At 35.6% G+C, this 22,492-nt stretch carries 15 protein-coding genes and 1 tRNA gene; 13 read left to right on the top strand and 3 right to left on the bottom strand.

All coding sequences use genetic code 11. The features are described from left to right. The first annotated feature begins 169 nt into the window (after positions 1-169). The 10 genes from QLS97_RS14560 to bglX all read left to right on the top strand — a co-directional run bounded on the left by QLS97_RS14560 (position 170) and on the right by bglX (position 16,022). Entirely contained in the window at positions 170-3,280 is a 3,111-nt protein-coding gene (locus QLS97_RS14560; protein WP_282717642.1) for a SusC/RagA family TonB-linked outer membrane protein, read from the top strand. A 14-nt stretch (positions 3,281-3,294) separates the two neighbouring features. Further along, entirely contained in the window at positions 3,295-4,803 is a 1,509-nt protein-coding gene (locus QLS97_RS14555; protein ID WP_282717641.1) for a RagB/SusD family nutrient uptake outer membrane protein, read from the top strand. Between the two features lie 14 nt (positions 4,804-4,817). Further along, entirely contained in the window at positions 4,818-5,915 is a 1,098-nt protein-coding gene (locus tag QLS97_RS14550; protein ID WP_282717639.1) for a hypothetical protein, read from the top strand. A gap of 7 nt (positions 5,916-5,922) precedes the next feature. Then, positions 5,923-6,879, top strand: a complete 957-nt coding sequence (locus QLS97_RS14545) for a hypothetical protein (RefSeq protein ID WP_282717637.1) — start codon at positions 5,923-5,925, stop codon at positions 6,877-6,879. An 80-nt stretch (positions 6,880-6,959) separates the two neighbouring features. Further along, positions 6,960-8,048 (top strand): family 16 glycosylhydrolase, encoded by a 1,089-nt coding sequence (locus QLS97_RS14540; protein ID WP_282717635.1) that lies wholly within the window; start codon positions 6,960-6,962, stop codon positions 8,046-8,048. 115 nt (positions 8,049-8,163) lie between these two features. Continuing rightward, on the top strand, positions 8,164-9,009 hold the full coding sequence (locus QLS97_RS14535; protein WP_282717633.1) for an endonuclease/exonuclease/phosphatase family protein: 846 nt from the start codon (positions 8,164-8,166) through the stop codon (positions 9,007-9,009). Positions 9,010-9,033: 24 nt separating this feature from the next. Then, a complete protein-coding gene (locus tag QLS97_RS14530; RefSeq protein WP_282717632.1) occupies positions 9,034-10,470 on the top strand; it encodes a glycoside hydrolase family 30 protein in 1,437 nt (478 codons plus the stop codon). Positions 10,471-10,497: 27 nt separating this feature from the next. Further along, the gene (locus QLS97_RS14525) at positions 10,498-11,955 is read left to right on the top strand and encodes a glycoside hydrolase family 30 protein (protein WP_282717631.1); all 1,458 of its coding nucleotides are present in this window, start codon (positions 10,498-10,500) and stop codon (positions 11,953-11,955) included. 32 nt (positions 11,956-11,987) lie between these two features. Next, complete coding sequence (locus QLS97_RS14520; RefSeq protein ID WP_282717630.1) at positions 11,988-13,727, top strand: cellulase family glycosylhydrolase; 1,740 nt, start codon at positions 11,988-11,990, stop codon at positions 13,725-13,727. Positions 13,728-13,796: 69 nt separating this feature from the next. Then, positions 13,797-16,022, top strand: a complete 2,226-nt coding sequence (gene bglX / locus QLS97_RS14515; protein ID WP_282717629.1) for a beta-glucosidase BglX — start codon at positions 13,797-13,799, stop codon at positions 16,020-16,022. Between the two features lie 217 nt (positions 16,023-16,239). Here bglX and QLS97_RS14510 read toward each other — a convergent pair whose 3' ends face one another. Then, positions 16,240-18,570, bottom strand: a complete 2,331-nt coding sequence (locus QLS97_RS14510; protein WP_282717627.1) for a glycoside hydrolase family 3 C-terminal domain-containing protein — start codon at positions 18,568-18,570, stop codon at positions 16,240-16,242. 324 nt (positions 18,571-18,894) lie between these two features. On the opposite strand from QLS97_RS14510, the gene QLS97_RS14505 reads away from it, so the two are divergent. Continuing rightward, the gene (locus QLS97_RS14505; protein ID WP_282717626.1) at positions 18,895-19,650 is read left to right on the top strand and encodes an NUDIX hydrolase; all 756 of its coding nucleotides are present in this window, start codon (positions 18,895-18,897) and stop codon (positions 19,648-19,650) included. 183 nt (positions 19,651-19,833) lie between these two features. On the opposite strand, the gene QLS97_RS14500 is transcribed toward QLS97_RS14505, so the two are convergent. Beyond that, positions 19,834-19,908: transfer RNA gene (locus tag QLS97_RS14500), tRNA-Val, on the bottom strand. Between the two features lie 85 nt (positions 19,909-19,993). Beyond that, positions 19,994-21,214 (bottom strand): bifunctional folylpolyglutamate synthase/dihydrofolate synthase, encoded by a 1,221-nt coding sequence (locus tag QLS97_RS14495; RefSeq protein ID WP_282717624.1) that lies wholly within the window; start codon positions 21,212-21,214, stop codon positions 19,994-19,996. 129 nt (positions 21,215-21,343) lie between these two features. On the opposite strand from QLS97_RS14495, the gene QLS97_RS14490 reads away from it, so the two are divergent. Beyond that, entirely contained in the window at positions 21,344-22,039 is a 696-nt protein-coding gene (locus tag QLS97_RS14490) for a MotA/TolQ/ExbB proton channel family protein (protein WP_282717623.1), read from the top strand. A gap of 1 nt (position 22,040) precedes the next feature. Then, positions 22,041-22,436, top strand: coding sequence for an ExbD/TolR family protein (locus QLS97_RS14485; protein WP_282717622.1), 396 nt, complete (start codon positions 22,041-22,043; stop codon positions 22,434-22,436). Positions 22,437-22,492 lie beyond the last annotated feature (56 nt).

Raw genomic sequence — 22,492 nt, 5'->3', positions numbered from 1 at the left:
ATATTTAATGTATTTATATATAGTTGTTTGTAATTTTTTTGATGTGTTTTTGTTAAGTATTAAAAAAGTGTTTGATGTGTTTTTGTAGTAAATAATTAAAATGAATATAGAAAAAATAGTGATAATATTGCTTCAAATTACTAATTAATTAACCAAAATTTTTAGAAATATGAAATTTACAAAACTGTTCATTTTTTGTCTTTTATCTATTCTATTTTCAGTTTATGCACAAGCACAAGATGTTACTGTAAGCGGAAAAGTATATGACGAAAACGGGCTGCCTATCCCAGGAGTAAGCGTTTTAATTAAAGGAACTTCCAAAGCTACGGCTACGAATTTTGATGGGAACTATCAAATTAAGGCCGATTCAAAAGGTACTTTAGAGTTTAGCTATTTAGGCTATATCACCTCAAAAGAAGCTATTAATGGAAGAAGCCGAGTTGATGTTAGACTTAAACCTTCAACAGAAAGTTTACAAGAAGTTGTCGTTGTAGGTTACGGAACTCAAAAGAAAAGTGTTGTTACTGGAGCAATATCCAGTGTGAAAGCAAAAGATCTTGAGAAAGTACCGAATGGTCGTATCGAACAAGCTTTACAAGGTAGAGTTTCCGGTGTTACAATTGCTGCCAGTTCTGGTCAGCCGGGTTCTGCATCAACAATTCGTGTCAGAGGGGTAACTACTTTTGGCGATGGCGGTAATAATCCACTTTGGGTTGTTGACGGTGTTGTTGTAGATGGTGGTGGAATAGGATTCCTTAATCAATCAGACATAGAGTCGATTGAGGTACTTAAGGATGCTGCTTCTGCTGCAATTTATGGTACTCGTGCTGCAACAGGAGTAATTTTGGTGACAACCAAAAAAGGAAAATCAGGAAAAATTTCGGTGAACTACAATGGTTTTTCAGGAATTTCATCACCAGAAAAGACTTTAAATTTATTGAACGCCACACAATATGGGGCTTTGTTAAATGAAAAATCAGTTGCTGCCGGCGGACCTGCAATATTCCCTAATTTATCTGCTTTAGGTGTTGGTACAGATTGGCAAAAAGCAATTTTTAACACAAGTGCTTTCCGTTATTCTCATGAATTGAGTATCAGTGGAGGAACTGATGTTTCTAATTTTTATGCGTCTTTTGGACTTCAAGAACAAGAAGGAATAGTTTCAACAGAAATTTCAAATTATAGCAAAAAGAATTTTCGTTTAAACTCGACACATAAAATATCTAAAATATTTACTTTCGGACAGACTTTAGGTTTTTCGAGACAAAAAACAATTGGTATTGGAAATACAAATAGTGAGTTTGGTGGACCGTTAAGTTCAGCAATCAACTTAGATCCAACTACTCCTTTGATAGAAACGGATCCTGTGAAAGCGAATAATGCGCCTTACAGTACTAATCCTGTAATTCGCGATGCAAATGGAAATCCTTATGGAATTTCAAGTTTAGTTGGTCAAGAAATGACGAATCCTTTGGCTTATGCCAAAACAAGATTAGGAAGTTATGGAACTTCAGATGACATTGTTGGTAACGCATACATTGAAGCAGCTGTAACAAGTCATATTAAAGTGAGATCAACTTTTGGTGCAAAATTAGCAACTTGGGGAGGTCAAGGATTTACACCTGTTTTCTATTTAAGCGCCACTTCAAATGTGCTTAAAAATAACTACAATAAATATGAGAATAAAAGTTTTGCGTGGAATATTGAAAACATTTTGACGTACACAAATCAATTTGGAGATCATAACTTAACGGTTTTATTAGGTCAGGGATCTTATGTTGATAATATTGGTGGAGGTCTGGGTGCTACATTATTTGGATTACCAGTTACCAGTTATAAAGATGCTTCTTTTAACTTTGATATCCCACAATCTGACAGAAGCAGCTATACTTACGATTCTACTCATCATAAATTGAATTCTTTATTTTCACGTGTGAATTACGATTATAAAGAGAAATATTTATTTACAGGTATTATTCGTCGTGATGGTTCCTCTCGTTTCGGAGGGAATAATAAATTTGGAATATTTCCATCGTTTAATTTAGGATGGGTTTTAACCAAAGAAGATTTTTGGAAAGAAAGCAAAGTACTTAATACTTTTAAAATAAGAGGTGGATATGGAGTTGTAGGAAATGATGCCATACCAGATTTTAGATATCTTTCTCTAGTTGAAGGAGGTTATAATTATTCTTTTGGAAATTCGGGAGCAATCACTACTGGTTATGCTAACCTTACACTTGATAATCCAGATTTGAGATGGGAGGAAACTTCTCAGGCAAATGTTGGTTTTGAATCGAAACTTTTTAATGATATAAGCCTTACTGTAGATTTATACAAAAAATCAACCAAAGGGATTTTGCGTCCAATAAATATTCCAGGTTATGTAGGTGTTACTGCAAGTCCAATAGGGAATGTAGCCGATATGGATAATAAAGGTATTGAGGTTGAATTAGGGTATAAAAAGACTTTTGGGGACTTTAATTTTTCTGCTAATGGTAACGTTGCTTACTTAGAAAATAAAGTTACTTACGTAGCAACTGATTCCGATTATATTCCTGGAGATGCATCTTTCCAATCTATGGGACAAGTTACAAGAACGCAAGTAGGACAATCCTATAATTCATTTTACGGATTTAGAACAGCAGGTATTTTTCAAAATCAAGCGGAAATTAATGCTTATACGAATTCATCAGGAGGTTTAATTCAGCCAACTGCACGTCCTGGAGATTTCCGTTGGGTTGATACTGACGGTAATGGCTCAATTGGGGATGATGACAAACAATTTTTGGGAAGTAATATTCCAAAATACACTTTTGGTTTGACATTAAATTTAGATTATAAAAACTTCGATTTGATGGCATTTGCTCAGGGAGCAGCAGGAAATAAAATTTTCCAAGGTTTGCGTAGACTGGATGTTGGAAATGCAAACTATCAAACAATTGCTTTGAGCAGATGGACAGGTGAAGGAACTTCAAATAATTATCCTAGACTAACTAATGATGATACTAATGGAAATTTTGGAAAAATGTCAGATTTCTATTTAGAAGACGGAGATTATCTTAGACTGAAATTAGTTCAACTTGGATATTCATTGCCTAGTAGTGTAGTGAGTAAAATTGGAGCCAATAAAGTACGCTTTTATTTAACTGCCGAGAACTTATTGACTATAACTAAATACACAGGTTACGATCCTGAAATCGGGGGAGGTGTATTTGGGATAGACAAAGGGATTTATCCACAAGCAAGAACATTTATGCTTGGAGCTAATTTACAATTTTAATACAATCAAGAATTATGAAAACGATAAAATTTAAATATTTATTTATTGCAGCAGCTGTGGTTTCATTCGGTTCCTGTACTGAAGAATTTGTAGATGTAACACCAAAGGGGTCATTTCTTTCGGATAATTATTATGCGAATCAAGACCAAGCAACTGCAGCTCTGGTAGGAGTTTATGATGCCATTAGAAAGAATACAGGTGGTTTTGAAAATATGGTAGGTATGATGAATGCTGGTTCAGATGACTTCTACGCAGGTGGAGGTGGTTCTACAGATGGAGCAGGAATTCAAGGTTTTTCTACGCATACACTTACAGGTACCATTGTTCCGGGAAGTTTTTGGAATGATCATTACCAAGGAATTTTTAGAGCAAACACTTTGTTGTTGAAATTACCTGGAGTGGCTATGCCAGATAATGTGAAAGCTCGATTTTCCGGAGAATCAAAAGCTTTGAGAGCGATGTATTACTTCAACTTGGTTAGGTTGTTTAAGAATGTTCCATTATTATTGGATCCTTTAACGGCTACTAATATGTATGAAGTTGAGCAAGCAACATCAGAAGTAGTGTATGCTCAAATAGAAAAAGATTTAATTGAAGCAATAGGTACTTTACCAACAACTGTTCCTGCTGATACAGAATCTGGACGTCTTACAAAAGGTGCCGCACAAGCCTTGCTTGGAAAAGTGTATTTACAAGAAGGTAAAAAAACCGAAGCAGCAGCTATTCTAGCTTTGGTAAATGGGACGCCAGGTGGAACAAATCAGTATGGGAATAAATTGTTGACCAATTTTAGTGATTTATGGGTAGTTTCTAATAAGTTTAATACGGAGTCACTTATTGAAGTTTCTCATACCAGTGCCGGTAATTCTGATTGGGGATTCTGGGGTTCAGGTAGAGACGAAGGCAATTCATTGAATGTTATGGTAGGTCCTAGAAGTTATTCAAGACCATCAGGTTCAATAGCACCTGATTTACCATCAGGATGGAGTTTTAATGTTATCACTCAAGATTTATATGACGCCATTAAGTTAGACCCAAGATTTGGTGCTACAATATTGGATTTGAAAGCTTTAAAAGCAGCTGGTAAAGCTGATTATATTGGTGGATATCAAGATACAGGATATTTCTTAAATAAATTCCTTCCTAGAAAAGAAGATGTAAGAACTGGTGGTGGAGCCGCAGAATTGAATTACAGACAAAATTCGTATATCATTAGATTAGCAGATACTTATTTAATGGAAGCCGAAGCATTAGGTTCAGGAGCAAGAGCTCAAGCGTTACTTGATGCAGTTAGATCAAGAGTTGGTTTGCCTTCTGTTCCGGTTACACTTGCAGCCATTAAAAATGAAAGAAGAATGGAACTTGCAGGTGAAGGACACCGATTTTTTGATCTTGTTCGATGGGGTGATGCAGCGTCTAAATTATCAAACAGAGGTTTTGTTGCCGGTAAAGATGAAATTTTTCCTATACCAGTAAGAGAACTTCAAGGTACTAAATTGAAACAAAACCCTGGCTATAATTAATAAAAGATAAAATTATGAAAAAGATAAAATTAATTTTCAGCTTTATACTAGTACTGCTTGTAGCTATAAGTTGTACCGTGGAGGGAATCAACGAAGATACTGCTCTTTTAGGAACAGAATCATCTGCTAATCTCAATAAGATATTTGATATCAGTACTGATAATTCAGGAAAAGTAACAATAACTCCAACAGCTGATGGTGCTGTTTCTTTCAAAGTAGAATATGGTCATGGAACTACATCGTCAGTTACAGTGCAACCCGGAGCCAGTACAACCCATGTTTATCCAGAAGGAAAATATACGGTAAAAATCACTGCGACATCAATTTCTGGAGCGACAACTGAACAAACATTCCCGTTAGATGTTGTGTTTAGAGCACCAGAAAACTTAGCTGTTACTTTAAATAAAAGCATTCACAATTTAAAAGTAAAAGCCAAAGCAGATTATGCAAAATCGTATTTAGTTTATTTTGGTGATGTTCCTAATGAAGTTGGAACGCCATTAGCTACTGATGGGGAAGTTTCTCATGATTATGCAGTTGCCGGAACTTATAATGTAAAAGTTGTTGCTTTAAGCGGTGGTGTAGCCAAAACAGAAAAAACGACAGCAACAATTATTTACAATGCTTACGGGTTGCCAATCACCTATGAATTAGCGACTCAAAATTATGGAATTGGCGGAACTTTTGGCGGAATTTCAACAGCAGTAGTAGCAAATCCTTTTCCAACAGGATTAAACACTAGCGCAACTGTTTGGAAATACACAAAAACGACAGGAGCAGAAACTTGGAGTGGATCCTATTCTCCTTTAGATTCTCCTTTAGATTTTGCTACAGGAAATAAAATCAAATTACTGCTGTATGCAACAGAAGTTGGTAAAAGTCTAAATGTAGAATTAGAATGGGCTGTAGGCGGAACACCTGCTAATGGTGTTGCTGTTTTAAAAGTAGCTAATACAGTAGCCAATTCTTGGCAAGAATTAGTATTTGATTTCAGTACAATTGCAGCAATTCCGGCTAATGCCAAGTTTACTCAACTTGTATTTAGATACGATGATTCAGCAAAAGGATCAGGAGAAGTAATTTATATAGACAATATTAGATTAACTAATTAAAAAAAATATGAAAACAAATATCAAATATATTTTAGGGCTTTTCATAGTAGCACTAACATTTATTAGCTGCAACGAAGAAGAATATAGTTTGGGCGAATTATCGGCACCTGCAAATGTGGTAATAAATACTGTGGTTGTCGGAGTAGATGCAACGCATCCAAACGGTGATGGTTCTGGAAGCGTAAAAATTTCTGTAACAGGTGACAATGCTCTTTCGTATAAGATTGATTACGATGCCAATACTCCATTAGATTTAGTGTATTTACCAACGGGTATGACCACTAAAAAATATACTTCTGTTGGCGTAAACACGTATAGAATAACTGTTGTAGCTTATGGCAAAGGTGGGTCATCTACTAATGTTACTAAAGATGTAACCGTAAGAAGTGATTTTACTGTTGCTCCGGAAATTGTTACTGCATTAACGAATAATGCTTCAAAAAGGTGGGTAGTAGATAAAAGTGTTGCTGGTCATATAGGTGTTGGTCCTTGGAATATAGCCTCTATCAGACCAGAATGGTGGGCTGGTGGTGTTAATGAAAAAGCAGCTTCTGCAAATTGTTTTTACACAGCCACTTTTACTTTTGCTAAAGTTGCAGCTTCGGGAACGTACTCGTTACAAGTAGCTACTCCGGACGGCGCATTTACAAAAACGGGTTCACTAACAACTCTTCCGGGTATTCCGGGTTCAGGAGATGAAGGATGTTATAATTATGGAGGCGGAACTTCTGCTTTTAGTTTTATACCGGCATCATCAGGAGCACCGATAGTAACTACTAATGCTGATAATTCAACTTCTACTCAAACCAGTATTTTATTATCTGGAGTGGATACTTTCATAGGATATGGAGCTGTACAAAAGGAATATGAAATCTTGGTTATTACTTCAACTTACATGTATCTTAGAGTACAAGGAACCGAAACTGGAAATGCTTGGTATCTAAAATTGAAACCGGCACTTTAATAAATCATAAGATATAAGCTCAGAACAATTAAAAGTTCTGAGCTTTATTTTAAGCATTAAACGTAAAAAGCTTTTAAAGGATGAGGAATAATCGGGTACTTCAATTTTCGAAAAATAAGAATTGTATGTTTTTATTGGCTTTGGTTAATTTTTTCCTGTTGTTTTCATGCAGTGTTAGCAATAATAGTGAAGACGGAACAGTAACAGCACCTTCAAATCTTTCGGTTTCAGCGACAGTAGTTGGAACAACGACACAAAATCCAAACGGCGATGGAAGCGGAACAGTAAATTTTAACCTCAGTGCAACTAATGCCACTTCCTATAAAATTTTACTTGGTAATGGAGAAACTAAAGAGTTAACAAATGGAAGTTTTACTTATACCTATACAACAGCGGGTACAAATACCTATGTTATATATGTGTCAGCATATAATTCAGGACAATTTGTTTCTTCCACTATTTCAGTAACGGTTTTCGTAGGTTCTGCTTTAGTTTGGTCAGATGAGTTTAATGTAAATGGTGCTCCCGATAGTTCAAAATGGGGTTATGATTTAGGTGCTGGTGGCTGGGGAAACAATGAATCCCAATATTACACGAACAGACCGGAAAATGTAATTGTTCAGGATGGTTTGTTAAAAATTAAAACGCTGAAAGAAAGTTTCAGCGGAAGCAATTATACTTCGGCTCGAATTCTTTCAAAAGATAAATTTTCGTTCAAATACGGAAGAGTGGAAATTAAGGCAAAACTGGCTTTGGGTGCTGGAACTTGGTCTGCTTTATGGATGTTAGGAAGTAATATAAGCACAACTGCTTGGCCCGCATGTGGAGAAGTTGATATTATGGAACATGTTGGCAACAGCCAAAACAGGGTTCATGGGTCTTTGCATTCTCCCGGACGTTCAGGAAATACTCCTGATACAAGCACGGTTATGGTTCCTAATGCTTCAACAGAGTTTCACATTTATTCTATAGATTGGTCAGCAACATCAATTAAGTTTTACGTTGATAATCAATTGTTTTATACGTTTGCAAACTCGGCTAGTCTTCCTTTTAATCAGAATTTTTTCTTAATCATAAATTGTGCAATGGGAGGGAATTTTGGCGGAGCAATAGATCCTAATTTTACGGCTTCTACTTTTGAGGTCGATTATATTAGGGTTTACAATTAATTATATTTTTGTTTAGTTAGGTCTTCATTGGGAGCTTCTGTTTGTAAGTTGGATAGAAGCTCTAATGAAGTGTTATATTTGATATCAAATATTAATTCATCAAAAAATAGTATACATGAATCAGGTAAAAAAAATAATTGTTTTGGGAGTTTTTCTGCTAATGGGAGCTTTTTCCAATGGGCAAACATTGAAAGTGATGACGTATAATATTCGCTTAGATGTTGCCAGTGACGGAGCCAATGCTTGGAGTCATCGTAAAGATTATTTCATTTCTCAAATTCAATTTTACAATCCTGATATTTTTGGAGTCCAAGAAGCAAGACCCAATCAGGTTGTTGATATTGCTACATCACTTCCGGAATATAATAATGTAGGTATTGGAAGAGACGGAATTGGGCAAGGGGAATCGTCCAATATTTTTTATAAAAAAGACAGATTTACGGTTAAAAAAAGCAATACGTTCTGGCTTTCTGAAACGCCGGATAAAATTTCAAAAGGTTGGGACGCTGCCTACAATAGAGTTTGTACGTATGCGCTGTTCAAGGATTTGAAAACAAAACAACTCTTTTGGGTTTTTAATACACATTTGGATCACATTGGTGAAGAAGCCAGAACCAAAGGAATCCAATTAATTCTTTCGAAAATAAAGGAACTAAATACTAAAAATTATCCTGTAATTCTTATGGGTGATTTAAATTCAGAGCCTAAAGAAGACAGAATGATACTGCTTAAAAAAGCAATGGATGATTGCCGAGAGGTTACACAAGAAAAACCTTTTGGACCTTATGGGACATTCAACAATTTTAAACACAACGAACCTGTAACTAAATTGATAGATTATATTTTTATTTCGAAAAATAGTATTTTGAAAGTAAAAAAATATGCTGTTTTGAGCGATTCAAAAGACTTGAAATATCCATCCGATCATTTGCCGGTTTATGTTGAAATAAACTTTAAATAAAATATGAACACTATAAAAAATACTATGAAATTTTTAGTTGTATTAACCCTCACGCTGCTTATGTCAAAATGTTCTCCGTCTGGAGATCCTGTTGGTCCAGCTCCAACGCCAACTCCGCAGGTAGTCGTAACAAATGAAATGGATTTTTGGTTGACAAAAGGCAATCAAAGTGTGGTGCTTCAAAAGCAAACATCAATTTTAGCATTTGGCGCAACCTATAATACCTATGCTAATATTGAGGTTGACGATTCTAAAACGTTTCAAACCATCGATGGTTTCGGATATACCTTAACGGGAGGAAGCGCTCAGGTTATCAATCAATTAAATACCCAAAAGAGACAAGAATTATTAAAAGAACTGTTTGGTTCCGATGCTAATTCAATTGCCATCAGTTATTTAAGAATCAGTATTGGTGCATCAGATTTGAATGCCGCGCCATTTACGTATGATGATTTAGCAAGCGGGCAAACGGATATGAATCTGGATAATTTTAGTTTGGCACCAGATAAAACGGATTTGATTCCAATGCTGAAAGAAATTGTGGCAATCAATCCAAATATTAAAATAATGGCAACTCCGTGGTCGCCACCAGTTTGGATGAAAGACAATAATGGTTTTATTGGCGGAAGCTTAAAGCCGGAATATTACGCAGTTTATGCAAAATATTTTGTGAAATATATCCAAACAATGAAAGCTGAAGGAATAACCATTGATGCTGTTACGCCTCAAAACGAACCGTTGCATCCGGGCAATAATCCAAGTATGTTGATGATAGCATTGCATCAGGCTGATTTTATAAAAAATCATTTAGGTCCCGCTTTCAAAGCTGCAAATTTGGCAACCAAAATTGTGGCGTATGACCACAATTGCAACAAACCGGAATATCCTATTGCAGTGTTGAATGATCCGGCAGCAAATCCTTATGTTGATGGTTCTGCCTTTCATCTGTACGAAGGAGATATCAGCGCGTTGTCTACAGTTCACAATGCTTTTCCCAATAAAAACATCTATTTCACGGAGCAATACACGTCTTCTACAGGAAGTTTCGATGGTGATTTGAAATGGCATGTAAAAAATGTAATCATCGGTTCTATGCGCAATTGGAGCAAAACAGCATTAGAATGGAACTTAGCGAATAATGCTTCTTTTGGACCAAATACTCCGGGCGGTTGCACTACTTGCAAAGGCGCATTGACGATTAACAGCAGTGATAGTTTTACAAGAAATGTAGGATATTATATCATTGCTCACGCCTCTAAATTTGTTCCTGCAGGTTCGGTGAGAATTTCGAGTAACTTTAGTGGTAATTTGAATAATGTGGCTTTTAAAACGCCTAGTGGAAAAAAAGTTTTAATTGTTGAAAATGATGGAAACACCTCCGAAATTTTTAATATCAAATACAATGGAAATTGGATAACAACTTCACTGGAAGCAGGTTCAGTAGGAACGTATATCTGGTAAAATAACAATAGCATAATAATTTCTATCATGAAAAGAATAACGACAGTAGCCCTTTTAGCAGTGACTTTTTTGGCTTTTTCGCAGCAAAAAAATAAAACAAAACAAGTGTCTTTTTCTACTAAAGAAAAAACGATTACCGTTTATACTACAGCAGAAAACACAAAGTTACGATTGACACAAACCGATAAATTGAGTTTTAGTAGTTCAAAACAACCTTTGGAAACAGAGATTTCTGTTTTTGTGGAGCCTAAAAAAACATTCCAAAATTTCATGGGAATCGGTGGAGCAATCACGGATGCAAGTGCTGAGGTTTTTGCAAAATTGAGCAAAGAGAAACAACAAGAACTTATGAGCGCCTACTATGATAAAGAAAAAGGTATTGGGTATTCGTTATTGAGAACCACCATTCATAGTTCTGATTTTTCGAGCGGAAGCTATACGTACATCAAAGATGGAGACAAGGATTTAAAAACGTTCAATATTGATCACGACAGACAATATCGCATTCCAATGCTTAAAGAAGCCATAAAAACAGCCGGTGGGAAATTATTGCTTTATGTTTCGCCATGGAGTCCTCCCGCTTTTATGAAAAGCAATGGTAACATGCTAAAAGGAGGAACCTTACTTCCGGAATACTATCAATCTTGGGCAAATTATTACACGAAATTCATCAAAGCGTATGAGAAAGAGGGAATGCCAATTTGGGGATTGACCGTTCAAAACGAACCTATGGCAACCCAAACTTGGGAATCATGTGTGTATTCTGCAGAAGCCGAAAGAGATTTCTTGAAGAATTTCCTGGGACCAACAATGAAAAAAGAAGGTTTAGGAAGTAAAAAAATTGTGGTTTGGGATCACAACCGTGATTTGATGAACCAGAGAGCCAATGTTATTTTTTCTGATCCGGAAGCTTCAAAATATGCTTGGGGAATGGGATTTCATTGGTATGAAACTTGGGCAGGAGGTGAACCAATGTTTGATAATGTTCGAAAAATACACGAAGCCTATCCATCTAAAAATTTAATGTTTACCGAAGGTTGCGTCGAAAAATTTGATGCTAAGAAATACCAATTTTGGGCAAACGGAGAACGATATGGAACTTCTATGATTAATGATTTTAATAATGGAACTGTGGGTTGGACGGATTGGAATATTCTTTTGGACCAAAATGGTGGGCCAAATCACGTAGGGAATTTTTGTTTTGCACCCATTCATGCAGATACTAATTCAGGAGAATTAATTTACACACCTTCGTATTATTACATTGGACATTTTTCAAAATTCATTCGACCAGATGCTAAAAGAGTCAGTACAGCAGTAAGCCGAAGCAGTTTGATAAGTACTTCATTCCTGAATAAAGATGGAAAAATGGTTACTGTAGTAATGAATCATAGCGATAAAAGTGTTACGTATAATTTAATTATTGCTACTGAGAAAACGGTTGTTGTAATTCCTGCTCATGGGATTCAAACATTAGTGTATTAAATTTTAAACGGTCTTATTCTAAAACCTACTTTATGAAGAAAATAGTTTTAATGGTCTTTATTTCTTTTTCAATTGCCTCGTTTGGACAGGGATTTTTACATAGAAAAGGACAAGAAATTGTCGATGGAAACGGGAAAAATATTGTGTTGCGCGGTTTGGGATTGGGCGGATGGATGGTTCAAGAAGGATATATGCTTCAAACCGGTTCATTTGCTGGTCCTCAACATGTAATTAAGCAAAAAATAACGGATTTAATTGGTGCCAAAAACACCAAAGAATTTTATGATGCCTATAAAGCAAATGGAATAACAAAGAGAGATATTGATTCATTGGCGGCTTGGGGTTTCAACTCTGTTCGTTTGCCAATGCATTACAATTTATACACATTGCCTCTTGAACAAGAAGCGGTTTCTGGTCAGAATACTTGGCTGGAGGAAGGTTTCAAAATGACCGATGATTTATTAAACTGGTGTGCTGCCAATAAAATATATCTGATTCTGGATTTGCATGCAGCTCCGGGTGGACAAGGAAAAGACGCTAATATCTCTGATTATGATTCTGCAAAACCATCACTTTGGGAAAGTACGGCCAATCAAGATAAAATGGTGGCGCTTTGGGAAAAATTAGCAGAGCGTTACAAAGACAATCCTTGGATAGGAGCTTACGATATTATCAATGAACCCAATTGGAATTTTACCGGGACGAATCAAAATGGTTGTGATGAAACATCGAATGCGCCTTTAAGAGCCTTGCAAGTTAGAGTTACAAATGCCATTCGAGCCATCGATAAAAATCATTTGATTTTCATTGAAGGGAATTGCTGGGGAAATAATTACAACGGATTGTTTCCGCTTTGGGATGAAAATATGGCGTTGAGTTTTCATAAATATTGGAACCAAAATGACACGGCTTCGATACAAAAAATGTTGGATTACAGAACCCAATACAATGTGCCAATTTGGTTGGGAGAAAGTGGTGAAAATTCTAATGTTTGGTTCAAGGAAGCTATCTCTTTAGTAGAGACAAATAATATTGGTTGGGCTTTTTGGCCAATGAAAAAAATTGAAAATTTAGCTGGAGTTACTTCGGTTACAAAAACTCAAGAATACGATCAATTATTGAAATATTGGAATAACGAAAGAGCTAAGCCTACTGTAGATTTTGCCAAAAAAGGATTAATGGATATCGCTGAAAACTTCAAAATGAAAAATCTGACCATCAGATATGATGTGATTGATGCCATGTTCAGACAAGTTCAAACAACCGATACTAAGAAATACAAAAACCATTCTTTGCCAGGGAAAGTATTCGCAACTGAATATGATTTAGGACAAAACGGATACGCTTATTTGGATAAAGATGTCGCTAATTATGACGGTACTAAATTTACTAAATGGAACAAAGGCGGAATGATGCGAAATGATGGAGTTGATATTGAGTCTTGCAATGATACAATGACAAACGGATTTCAGGTTGCTTTTATTGAAGATGGTGAATGGTTGCAATACACCGTTGAGGTGAAAGCGAAAACTACTTTTGATGTTGCTATTCGTTATGCGAGTGAGGCTTCAGGTGGAAAACTTTATTTAGAAGATGAAAACGGGAAAATCTCTGAAACAATAACAATTGCATCTTCAGGCGGAAAAGACAATTGGAAAACGGTGATTTTAAAAAATGTGATTTTAAAACAAGGGACGAATAAAGTTAAAGTACATTTCGAAAAAGGAAATTTCAATTTGAACTTTTTGGAATTTAAAAAAGCAAAAAAATAAAAGCATACAAGACTATAAACTTGTTTCATACTATTCTAAATAGCTAGTGAAACAACAAAGAAATTTGAAATGAAAAAAATAGGAACTACAATTCTTTTATTGGTTTGTTTTCTTGGGTTTTCCCAACAAAAAACAATTGACCAAAAAGTGAATGCTTTGCTAAAGCAAATGACACTCGAAGAAAAAATTGGACAACTCAATCAATATACGGGAAATAATCAGGCCACAGGACCCATAACGATAAATCCAAATAAGGAAGCCGAAATTAAAAAAGGTTTAATTGGTTCGATGTTGAATGTTTTAGGAACTAAATATACCCGTCAGTATCAAGAATTAGCAATGCAATCTCGATTGAAAATCCCATTGTTATTTGGCCAGGATGTGGTGCATGGATACAAGACTACTTTTCCACTTCCTTTGGCGGAAGCTGCAAGTTGGGATTTAGAAGCGATGGAACTTTCAGCAAGAATTGCTGCTGTAGAAGCATCTGCAAGTGGAATTCACTGGACATTTGCGCCCATGGTTGATATTTCTCGTGATCCGCGTTGGGGACGAGTAATGGAAGGTGCTGGAGAAGATACTTATTTAGGTTCAAGAATCGCCTACGCCAGAGTCAAAGGTTTTCAGGGGAATTTAGGTGATGTCAATTCGGTAATGGCTTGCGTGAAACATTTTGCAGCCTATGGAGCAGCTGTTGGCGGGAGAGATTATAACTCAGTAGATATGAGCGAAAGAATGCTTTGGGAAACGTATTTGCCTCCTTTTAAAGCAGCGCTAGATGCAGGAGCCGCCACTTTTATGAATTCTTTTAATGATATTAACGGAATTCCGGCTACAGCAAATAAATACCTGCAAAGAGACATTCTGAAAGGAAAATGGAACTTTCAAGGTTTTATAGTTTCTGATTGGGGTTCGATAGGAGAAATGGTCAATCACGGATATTCAAAAGACAATAAAGAAGCCGCGTTACAAGCCATAACTGCAGGAAGTGATATGGATATGGAAAGCAATGCGTATAGATACCATTTAGCGGAGTTGGTTAAAGAAAATAAAGTACCAATTGCCTTGATTGATGATGCGGTAAAAAGAATTTTACGCAAGAAATTTGAATTAGGACTTTTTGATAATCCTTATAAATACTCGAATCCGGAAAGAGAACAAGCTGCATTGAATAATCCGGAGCACAGAAAAGCAGCAAGGGATATTGCGGCAAAAAGTATCGTGTTATTGAAGAATGAGAAAAATATTTTACCACTTTCCAAAGACACAAAAACAATCGCTTTTATTGGGCCTTTAGTTAAAGAACACAAACAAAATATGGGTTTTTGGGCTGTAGAATTGCCAGAACTGGATTATGACAAACAAGTGGTTTCGCAATGGGAAGGTGTTCAAAATAAAGCAAGTAGTTCAACTAAATTGCTTTACGCCAAAGGGTGTGAAATTGAAGAGGATAACAAAGATGGTTTTGCGGAAGCAATTGCTGTTGCCAATCAAGCCGATGTTGTGATTTTGAGTATTGGTGAAAGAGCAGATATGAGTGGCGAAGCTAAAAGTCGCAGTAATATTCATTTGCCTGGAGTTCAGGAAGAACTGGTAAAAGCGATTCAAGCAACCGGGAAACCTGTCGTGGTTTTGATTAACGCGGGAAGACCTCTTGTTTTTAATTGGACTGCAGATAATGTCCCAGCAATTGCTTACACCTGGTGGTTAGGAAGCGAAGCAGGTAATGCTATTGCTGATGTTTTGTTTGGCGATTACAATCCTTCGGGGAAATTGCCAATGTCTTTTCCAAGGGAAGAAGGACAAATTCCTATTTATTACAATCATTTTAATACAGGAAGACCAGCTCCTAATGAAACGGCTTTCAATTATGTTTCTGCGTATACTGATTTAAAAAATAGTCCTAGATTTCCTTTTGGCTTTGGATTGAGTTATACCACTTTCGAATATTCAGATTTGAAGTTATCCAAAAATAAAATTAAAAATACTGAAAAAATAGAGGTTTCATTAAACGTGAAAAATTCTGGAAAAGTAGCTGGTGAAGAAGTAGTTCAGTTGTATTTGAGAGACAAAGTAGGATCAGTTGTCAGACCAATAATTGAACTGAAAGATTTTCAAAAGATAAAACTGAATGCGGGTGAAACAAAAACCATCAAATTTATCATTGACAAAGAAAAAGTATCTTTTTACAATGCCGCATTACAATGGATTGCTGAGCCAGGAGATTTTGATTTGATGATTGGTTCTTCTTCTTCAGATATTCGTTTGAAAACGACTTTTGAATTAGTAAAATAAAAAAACTCAATCGACAGTATTTCTAAGAATACTGTCGATTGAGTTCTAAAATAAAAAAAAGTATTGACTCTAATCTATTGCCTAACGAACTTGTAGTTATGGTATTTAATTAGGGAAATAGACTTGATGAGAGGGAATTTAATTTAGATGTGCTCTATAGACGATATCCAATTAAATTCTTTTTCAATACTTTTTTAGCAACAATTAATAACAATTTTTAATTTTGGTTGACAGCTTTCAAAATACCATCCAGATTTTCCTCTGTGAATTTTCCTCCTGATAATAAAAGAAATTTATTGATTGGCATATCGGCTAACATTGCTTCTAAAAATGAAGCTGCTTTTTTCTCATCTTCCGTTTCTGGTTTTTTATTGGCACCAGTGAAACTTTGAACCAGTTGTTCGTATATCGCTTGACTGTTTGGAGATTTTTTGAATTCCTTAAATAATGATTCACGTGTGAGCACTATTTTTGCAGCTTTTGTAGATTCAATAGTGATGGTTTGTTTTAAAGGCAAATTACGAGAGGAACTTCCAATAAGAATGTCAAATTTTCCTGATTTTATTGCCCAATCATGAGATTTTGAATTAAAATAAGCAAAGTCACGTGAAGTCAATTGAAATGTAACTGTTTTTTCTTCACCAGCTAGTAATGCTACTTTTTCAAAATGTTTCAATTCATTTTCTGGTCTTGATACTTCGCTTTCTTGTTCATGAACATAAAGTTGAACAACTTCTTTACCTGCAATTTTACCTGTATTTTTTACTTTTACAGAAATGGTGATTGCATCAGAATCTTTGGCTGCTGTAGTATTGGCTTTAATATCAGAATACGAAAAAGAGGTGTAACTCAAGCCGTATCCAAAAGGAAAGTTAGGTTCGATTTTCTTTTTGTCGTAATAACGGTATCCAATAAAAATTCCTTCACCATAATTTGCATTTCCATCTTTTGATGGGAAATCCATTGCAGTTGGAGTGTCTTCCAAACGTGCAGGAAAGGTTTCAGATAATTTTCCGGAAGGGTTTACTCTTCCAGTTAATACGTCAGCAATTGCACCACCACCGGCTTGACCTCCAAGGTAGGCTTCAACGATAGCAGCAACATCATTTTTCCAAGGCATAGATACGGCAGCACCATTCATCAATACCACTACTATGTTTTTGTTAACTTTTGCTACTTCTGAAATCAATTTGTTGTGACCTGCAGGCAAGTCCATGTTGTTTCTGTCAAAACCTTCTGATTCATAACTGTCCGGTAAACCTGCAAAAACAATTACTAATTCTGAATTTTTTGCATTTTGAATTGCTTCAGCAATTTTAGCATCATCTGTTTCTCCAGCAGTATTGTAACCTGTAGAAAAAGAAAATTGAGTTCCTTTTGCCATTTTTTGTAATTCATTCAGCGCGTTTACAATTTGTGTAGGTCGCACTTGTGAACTTCCGGCTCCTTGATAACGTGGGTTTTTTGCAAAATCACCAACAATAGCTATCTTTTTTAAAGCTGATTGCAACGGTAAAATCGCATTGTCGTTTTTCAATAAAACAATACATTCGCCACTTACTTGTCTGGCTAATTCATTGTGTTTTATTTTGTCTACAACGATTCCTTTTTTGTGGCTGTCTTTTGCTTTTAAAGTAATGGCAAGTAAATCTGTTACGATTTCATCCAATCTGGCTTCCGCCAAAGTTCCTTTTTTTACCGCTTCAACAATTTTTTTATCATTGAAACCTCCGCTTGCAGGCATTTCTAAATGCAATCCGGCACCAACACCTAGAGCTCTTTCGTTTACTGCGCCCCAATCAGAAACTACAAAACCTTGTAAGCCCCATTTTCCTTTTAGCATTTGATTCAATAAATAGGAGTTTTCAGAAGCGTATGTTCCATTAAGTTTATTGTATGAACACATTACCGTCCAAGGTTGTGCTTCTTTTACGGCCATTTCAAAGGCTGGAAAATAGATTTCGTTCAAGGTACGTTCGTCAACATTAGAACTATTAGACATACGTTCAGCTTCCTGACTGTTTGCTGCAAAGTGCTTCATGGAAGTTCCCACACCTTGACTTTGAACTCCATTTATAAAACCGATAGCAATTTTTCCGGCTAGAACTGGATCTTCAGAAAAATATTCGAAGTTTCTTCCACCAAGAGGGGAACGCTTCATATTTACTCCTGGGCCTAATAATATTTGAACATCGTTTGCTTGAGATTCGATTCCTAAAGCTTCTCCCATTTTTTGTGCCAAAGCAGGATTCCATGAGGAAGCAAGTGCAGATGCTGTTGGGAAACACGTAGAAGGAACGCTGTTGGTAAAGTCAAAACCTTCCGCTTTACGTAAACCATGTGGCCCGTCAGTCATAAAAATAGAAGGAATTCCTAGTCTGGTTATGGCTTTAGTGGACCAAGCAGTTTCACCGGAACACAAAGAAGCTTTTTCTTCTAAGGTCATTTGTGAAACTAATTTTTTTGCTTTAGCGCGGTAATCTACTGCTTGGGCATACGATTGTGACGACAATGTAAGTCCAATAAGTAGTAAAATGATTTTTTTCATAGTCTTTAATTTGGTTGTTTTTTGGTAACTATTTTAAATAATAATCTTATGTGTTATTTTGACGCAATGTACATCTTTTTTTGATTCACAATGCATTCACTATAAAATTTCACAATTTTTTTTGTAAATGATTTTTTTTTACTATTTTTTTGTGTAAATATGTTTTCTTGTCAAATGGATTTGTTTCTTTGCCGAAATATTTTTTGGGATTAAACTAAAAGCAAGATATGGCGAGTTTTCAAAATTGGGCCTTCTTTTATTTTCTTAAAAAAATGAACTAAATTGCGTCTTTCAAAGGGTGTATTAATTACTAGAATAAATCACATGTTAAAAACCATTTTAGATAACAAGGAAGAATATCAGCCGGGTTTATCAATAGATTGTGTGATTTTCGGATTTCATGACAATCAGCTCAAAGTGTTATTGATAAAAACAAAGTACAGTGATAAATGGGCTTTGCCAGGTGGTTTTGTACCTGTAAATGAAGATATTGATGAGGCCGCTGTCACTGTTTTACATGGTAGAACAGGATTGAAAGGAATTTTTCTGAGGCAGTTTTCTACCTTTGGAGCAGCCAGAAGGTGTAGTGTTGATGTTAGTAATTCTGTTCTGGATTTTTACGGAATACCTTTAGACGAAGGAAAATGGTATGCTAGCCGTTTTGTGACGGTTGGGTATTATGCCTTAGTCGATTTTTTACAAACGGTTCCGCAGCCCGAAGGTAACAATGAAATTGTGGAGTGGATTGACCATAATGCAGTGCCGGAATTGATTTTAGATCACAGACAAATTCTGGACAAAGCATTGGAAACCCTTCGTATGGAATTGAATTTAATGCCGGTAGGATATAATTTACTTCCTGAAAAATTTACTATTCCGGAATTGCAAAAACTATATGAAACTATATTAGGTAGAAAACTCGACCGTAGAAATTTTCTACGTAAAATAACAGCAATCGGTATTTTGACAAAGTTAGACGAGAAGAAAAGTAATGTAGCCCATAAAGCGCCTAATTTATATAGTTTCGATAAAGAAAAATATGAAGAAGTAGTTAAGAACGGATTGACCCAAGGCTGGTAATTTAAAGAAAAGACATAAAAAACTCCATTAGAAATAATGGAGTTTTTTGTGTATCGCTATTTTTTTTCTTGTTCAGTTTATTTAATCTTTTTGTATAACCCCAACTTTTGTACTTAATTCTATTTCAGGACGGGGCAATATTTAGACATAAAAAAACTCCATTATTTCTAATGGAGTTTTTTGTGGGCGATGAGGGGTTCGAACCCCCGACCCCCTCGGTGTAAACGAGGTGCTCTGAACCAGCTGAGCTAATCGCCCTAAACAATTTGGTTACTTTCGTTTCCGTTATTGCGTGTGCAAATATACGCCACTTTTCTAGATTTGCAAGTAAAAAACAAAAAAATTATAAAATTTCTGCAACTACAAAGGTGCTTCCGCCAATGTATATAAAATCGGATTTTACAGCGCTTTCAATTGCTTTTTGATAAGCTTCTGAAACAGAATTATATACTTCGCCTTTTAGGTCGAAGTTAGCCGCTTTTTGTTTTAGAATTAGAACATCCAGCCCGCGAGGAATATTGGGTTTGCAGAAATAATAGATGGCTTTTTTAGGGAATAAAGGCAGGATTTCATCTAAATCTTTGTCATTTACAACTCCTAAAACGATGTGTAAAGTATCAAAATCTTCTTTTTGGATTTGATCCAAAACAATTTCCAGTCCGTTTTTGTTGTGTGCGGTGTCGCAAATCACTTTTGGGAATTCATTTAATTGTTGCCATCTTCCCTGAAGTCCTGTGTTTTTTACCACATTTAGTAAACCGGATTTTGTATTTTCAAGAGTTATTTTAAATTCATTCGGATCATTTAATACTGCAATTGTTTGCAAAACGGTTTTCTTATTATGCAACTGATAATCGCCAATTAAATCAGAAGGATAGGTTTCTGAAATCAAATCAGCAGCAAAATAGATTGCTGAATTACACTCTTTGGCTTTGGCCAAAAAAACAGGTTTTGTTTCGGGAGTGTATTCGCCTATTATTACGGGAATGTAGGGTTTTATGATTCCTGCTTTTTCAAAAGCGACAGCTTCAAGTGTGTTTCCCAAAAATTGCGTGTGATCTAATCCTATATTGGTAATGACCGAAACTAATGGAGTGATAATATTGGTAGCGTCTAATCTTCCGCCCATTCCCACTTCAATAACGGCGATGTCTACTTTTTCTTTTGCAAAATAATCGAAGGCTAATCCAACGGTCATTTCGAAAAAACTCATGTCATTGGATTCGAAAAAATTTTTGTGCTCATTGATGAAATCAGTAACAAATTCTTCTGAGATATCCTTTCCGCTAATTTTTATACGTTCCCGGAAATCCTTTAAATGTGGTGAAGTGTACAATCCAACTTTATAACCAGCCTCTTGAAGTATGGATGCCAACATGTGTGATGTAGAGCCTTTTCCGTTGGTTCCTGCAACATGAATACACTTTATTTTTTCTTGTGGATTATCAAGATGCGCTATAAGTAAATGCGTGTTGGTTAAATCTTTTTTATAGGCGGAAGCACCCTGAAGTTGGTACATCGGGAGTTGGTTAAACATCCAATTTATGGTTTCCTGATAGTTCATTTTTGTAATAAAATAGTAGTTGTTTAAAATATTTTTCGTTTTTTTTAGTTTAATAGTACATCGAAAAGTATCTTTAGTGCAAAATTGAAATAATTTTTAGAATTAATGATTAAAATACAATAATATTATATGTTTAGTTTTATACAATTACAGGCCGACACCATTACCAACGCTGCTTCAAACGTAGTTATTGAAAAAATTGCTCCAAATGCCGAAATATCCACTTTAGGATTTCTTTTAAAAGGTGGTGTGTGGCTTATCCCAATCGGGATTTTATTATTTTACACTTTTTATCGGATTATTGAACGCTATTTGTATATCGGTAAAGCATCAAAAATTGATGCCCTTTTGATGCGTGATGTGCGTGAGAATCTAAATTCAGGAAATCTTGACTTGGCTCGATCTATTGCAGAACGTAACAATACAGCTTCGGGTAATATTGTAAAAGAAGGTATTCTGGTTATTGGAAGACCCATTATTGAGATTGAATCCAATATGGATCGTGCTGCAGATATTGAAATAGGGGAAATGGAAAAGCATTTAGGTCACTTAGGTCTTATTGCCGGAATTGCACCTACATTAGGTTTTGTTGGAACTATTTCTGGAGTAATTAAAATATTTTACAGCATTTCGGTTACTGAAAATATCAGTATTGGTAATATTTCTGGTGGATTGTATGAGAAAATGATCAGTAGCGGTGCTGGATTAATAGTTGGTATTATTGCGTACAGCGGGTATCATATTTTAAATGGCAAGATTGATAATTTTGCGTTAAAAATTCAAAAACAAATATTAGAATTTGTAAATATTATTCAAAGATCCTAACATGTCTATAAAACGAAAAAGAAGATTTCATGCTGAGGTAGCCACTTCGTCATTAAGTGATATTATGTTTTTCCTGTTGTTGTTTTTCTTGATTATATCAACACTGGCGAATCCTAATGTTATCAAAATGACATTGCCAAAAGCTCAGGCGAACGAGAAAACAAACAAGCAATACATCAGTTTATCCGTCACTGAGGATAAGAAATTCTATATCGACAAGCAGCCAGTTTCATTTGAAGAGCTCGAAACGACTTTAATGTCTAAGATGAATTCAGCAAAAGATCAAACTGTTATTGTTCGCATTCCATTCAATTTACAAGTACAAGATTTAGTTGACGTACTACAAATAGGAGTAAAGAACAATCTGAAGTTTGTGATTGCTACGAGTCCAAAGTAAGGCTTTGCTTGTTTTTAAGCAATTGATTAGTTGAGCTGATTTTAAAATAAAAAAAT

The organism is Flavobacterium yafengii (assembly GCF_030010375.1).
Lineage (GTDB): Bacteria > Bacteroidota > Bacteroidia > Flavobacteriales > Flavobacteriaceae > Flavobacterium > Flavobacterium yafengii.
The sequence above is the reverse complement of the archived record's forward strand: the minus strand, read 5'-3'. Positions and strand labels throughout refer to the sequence as shown.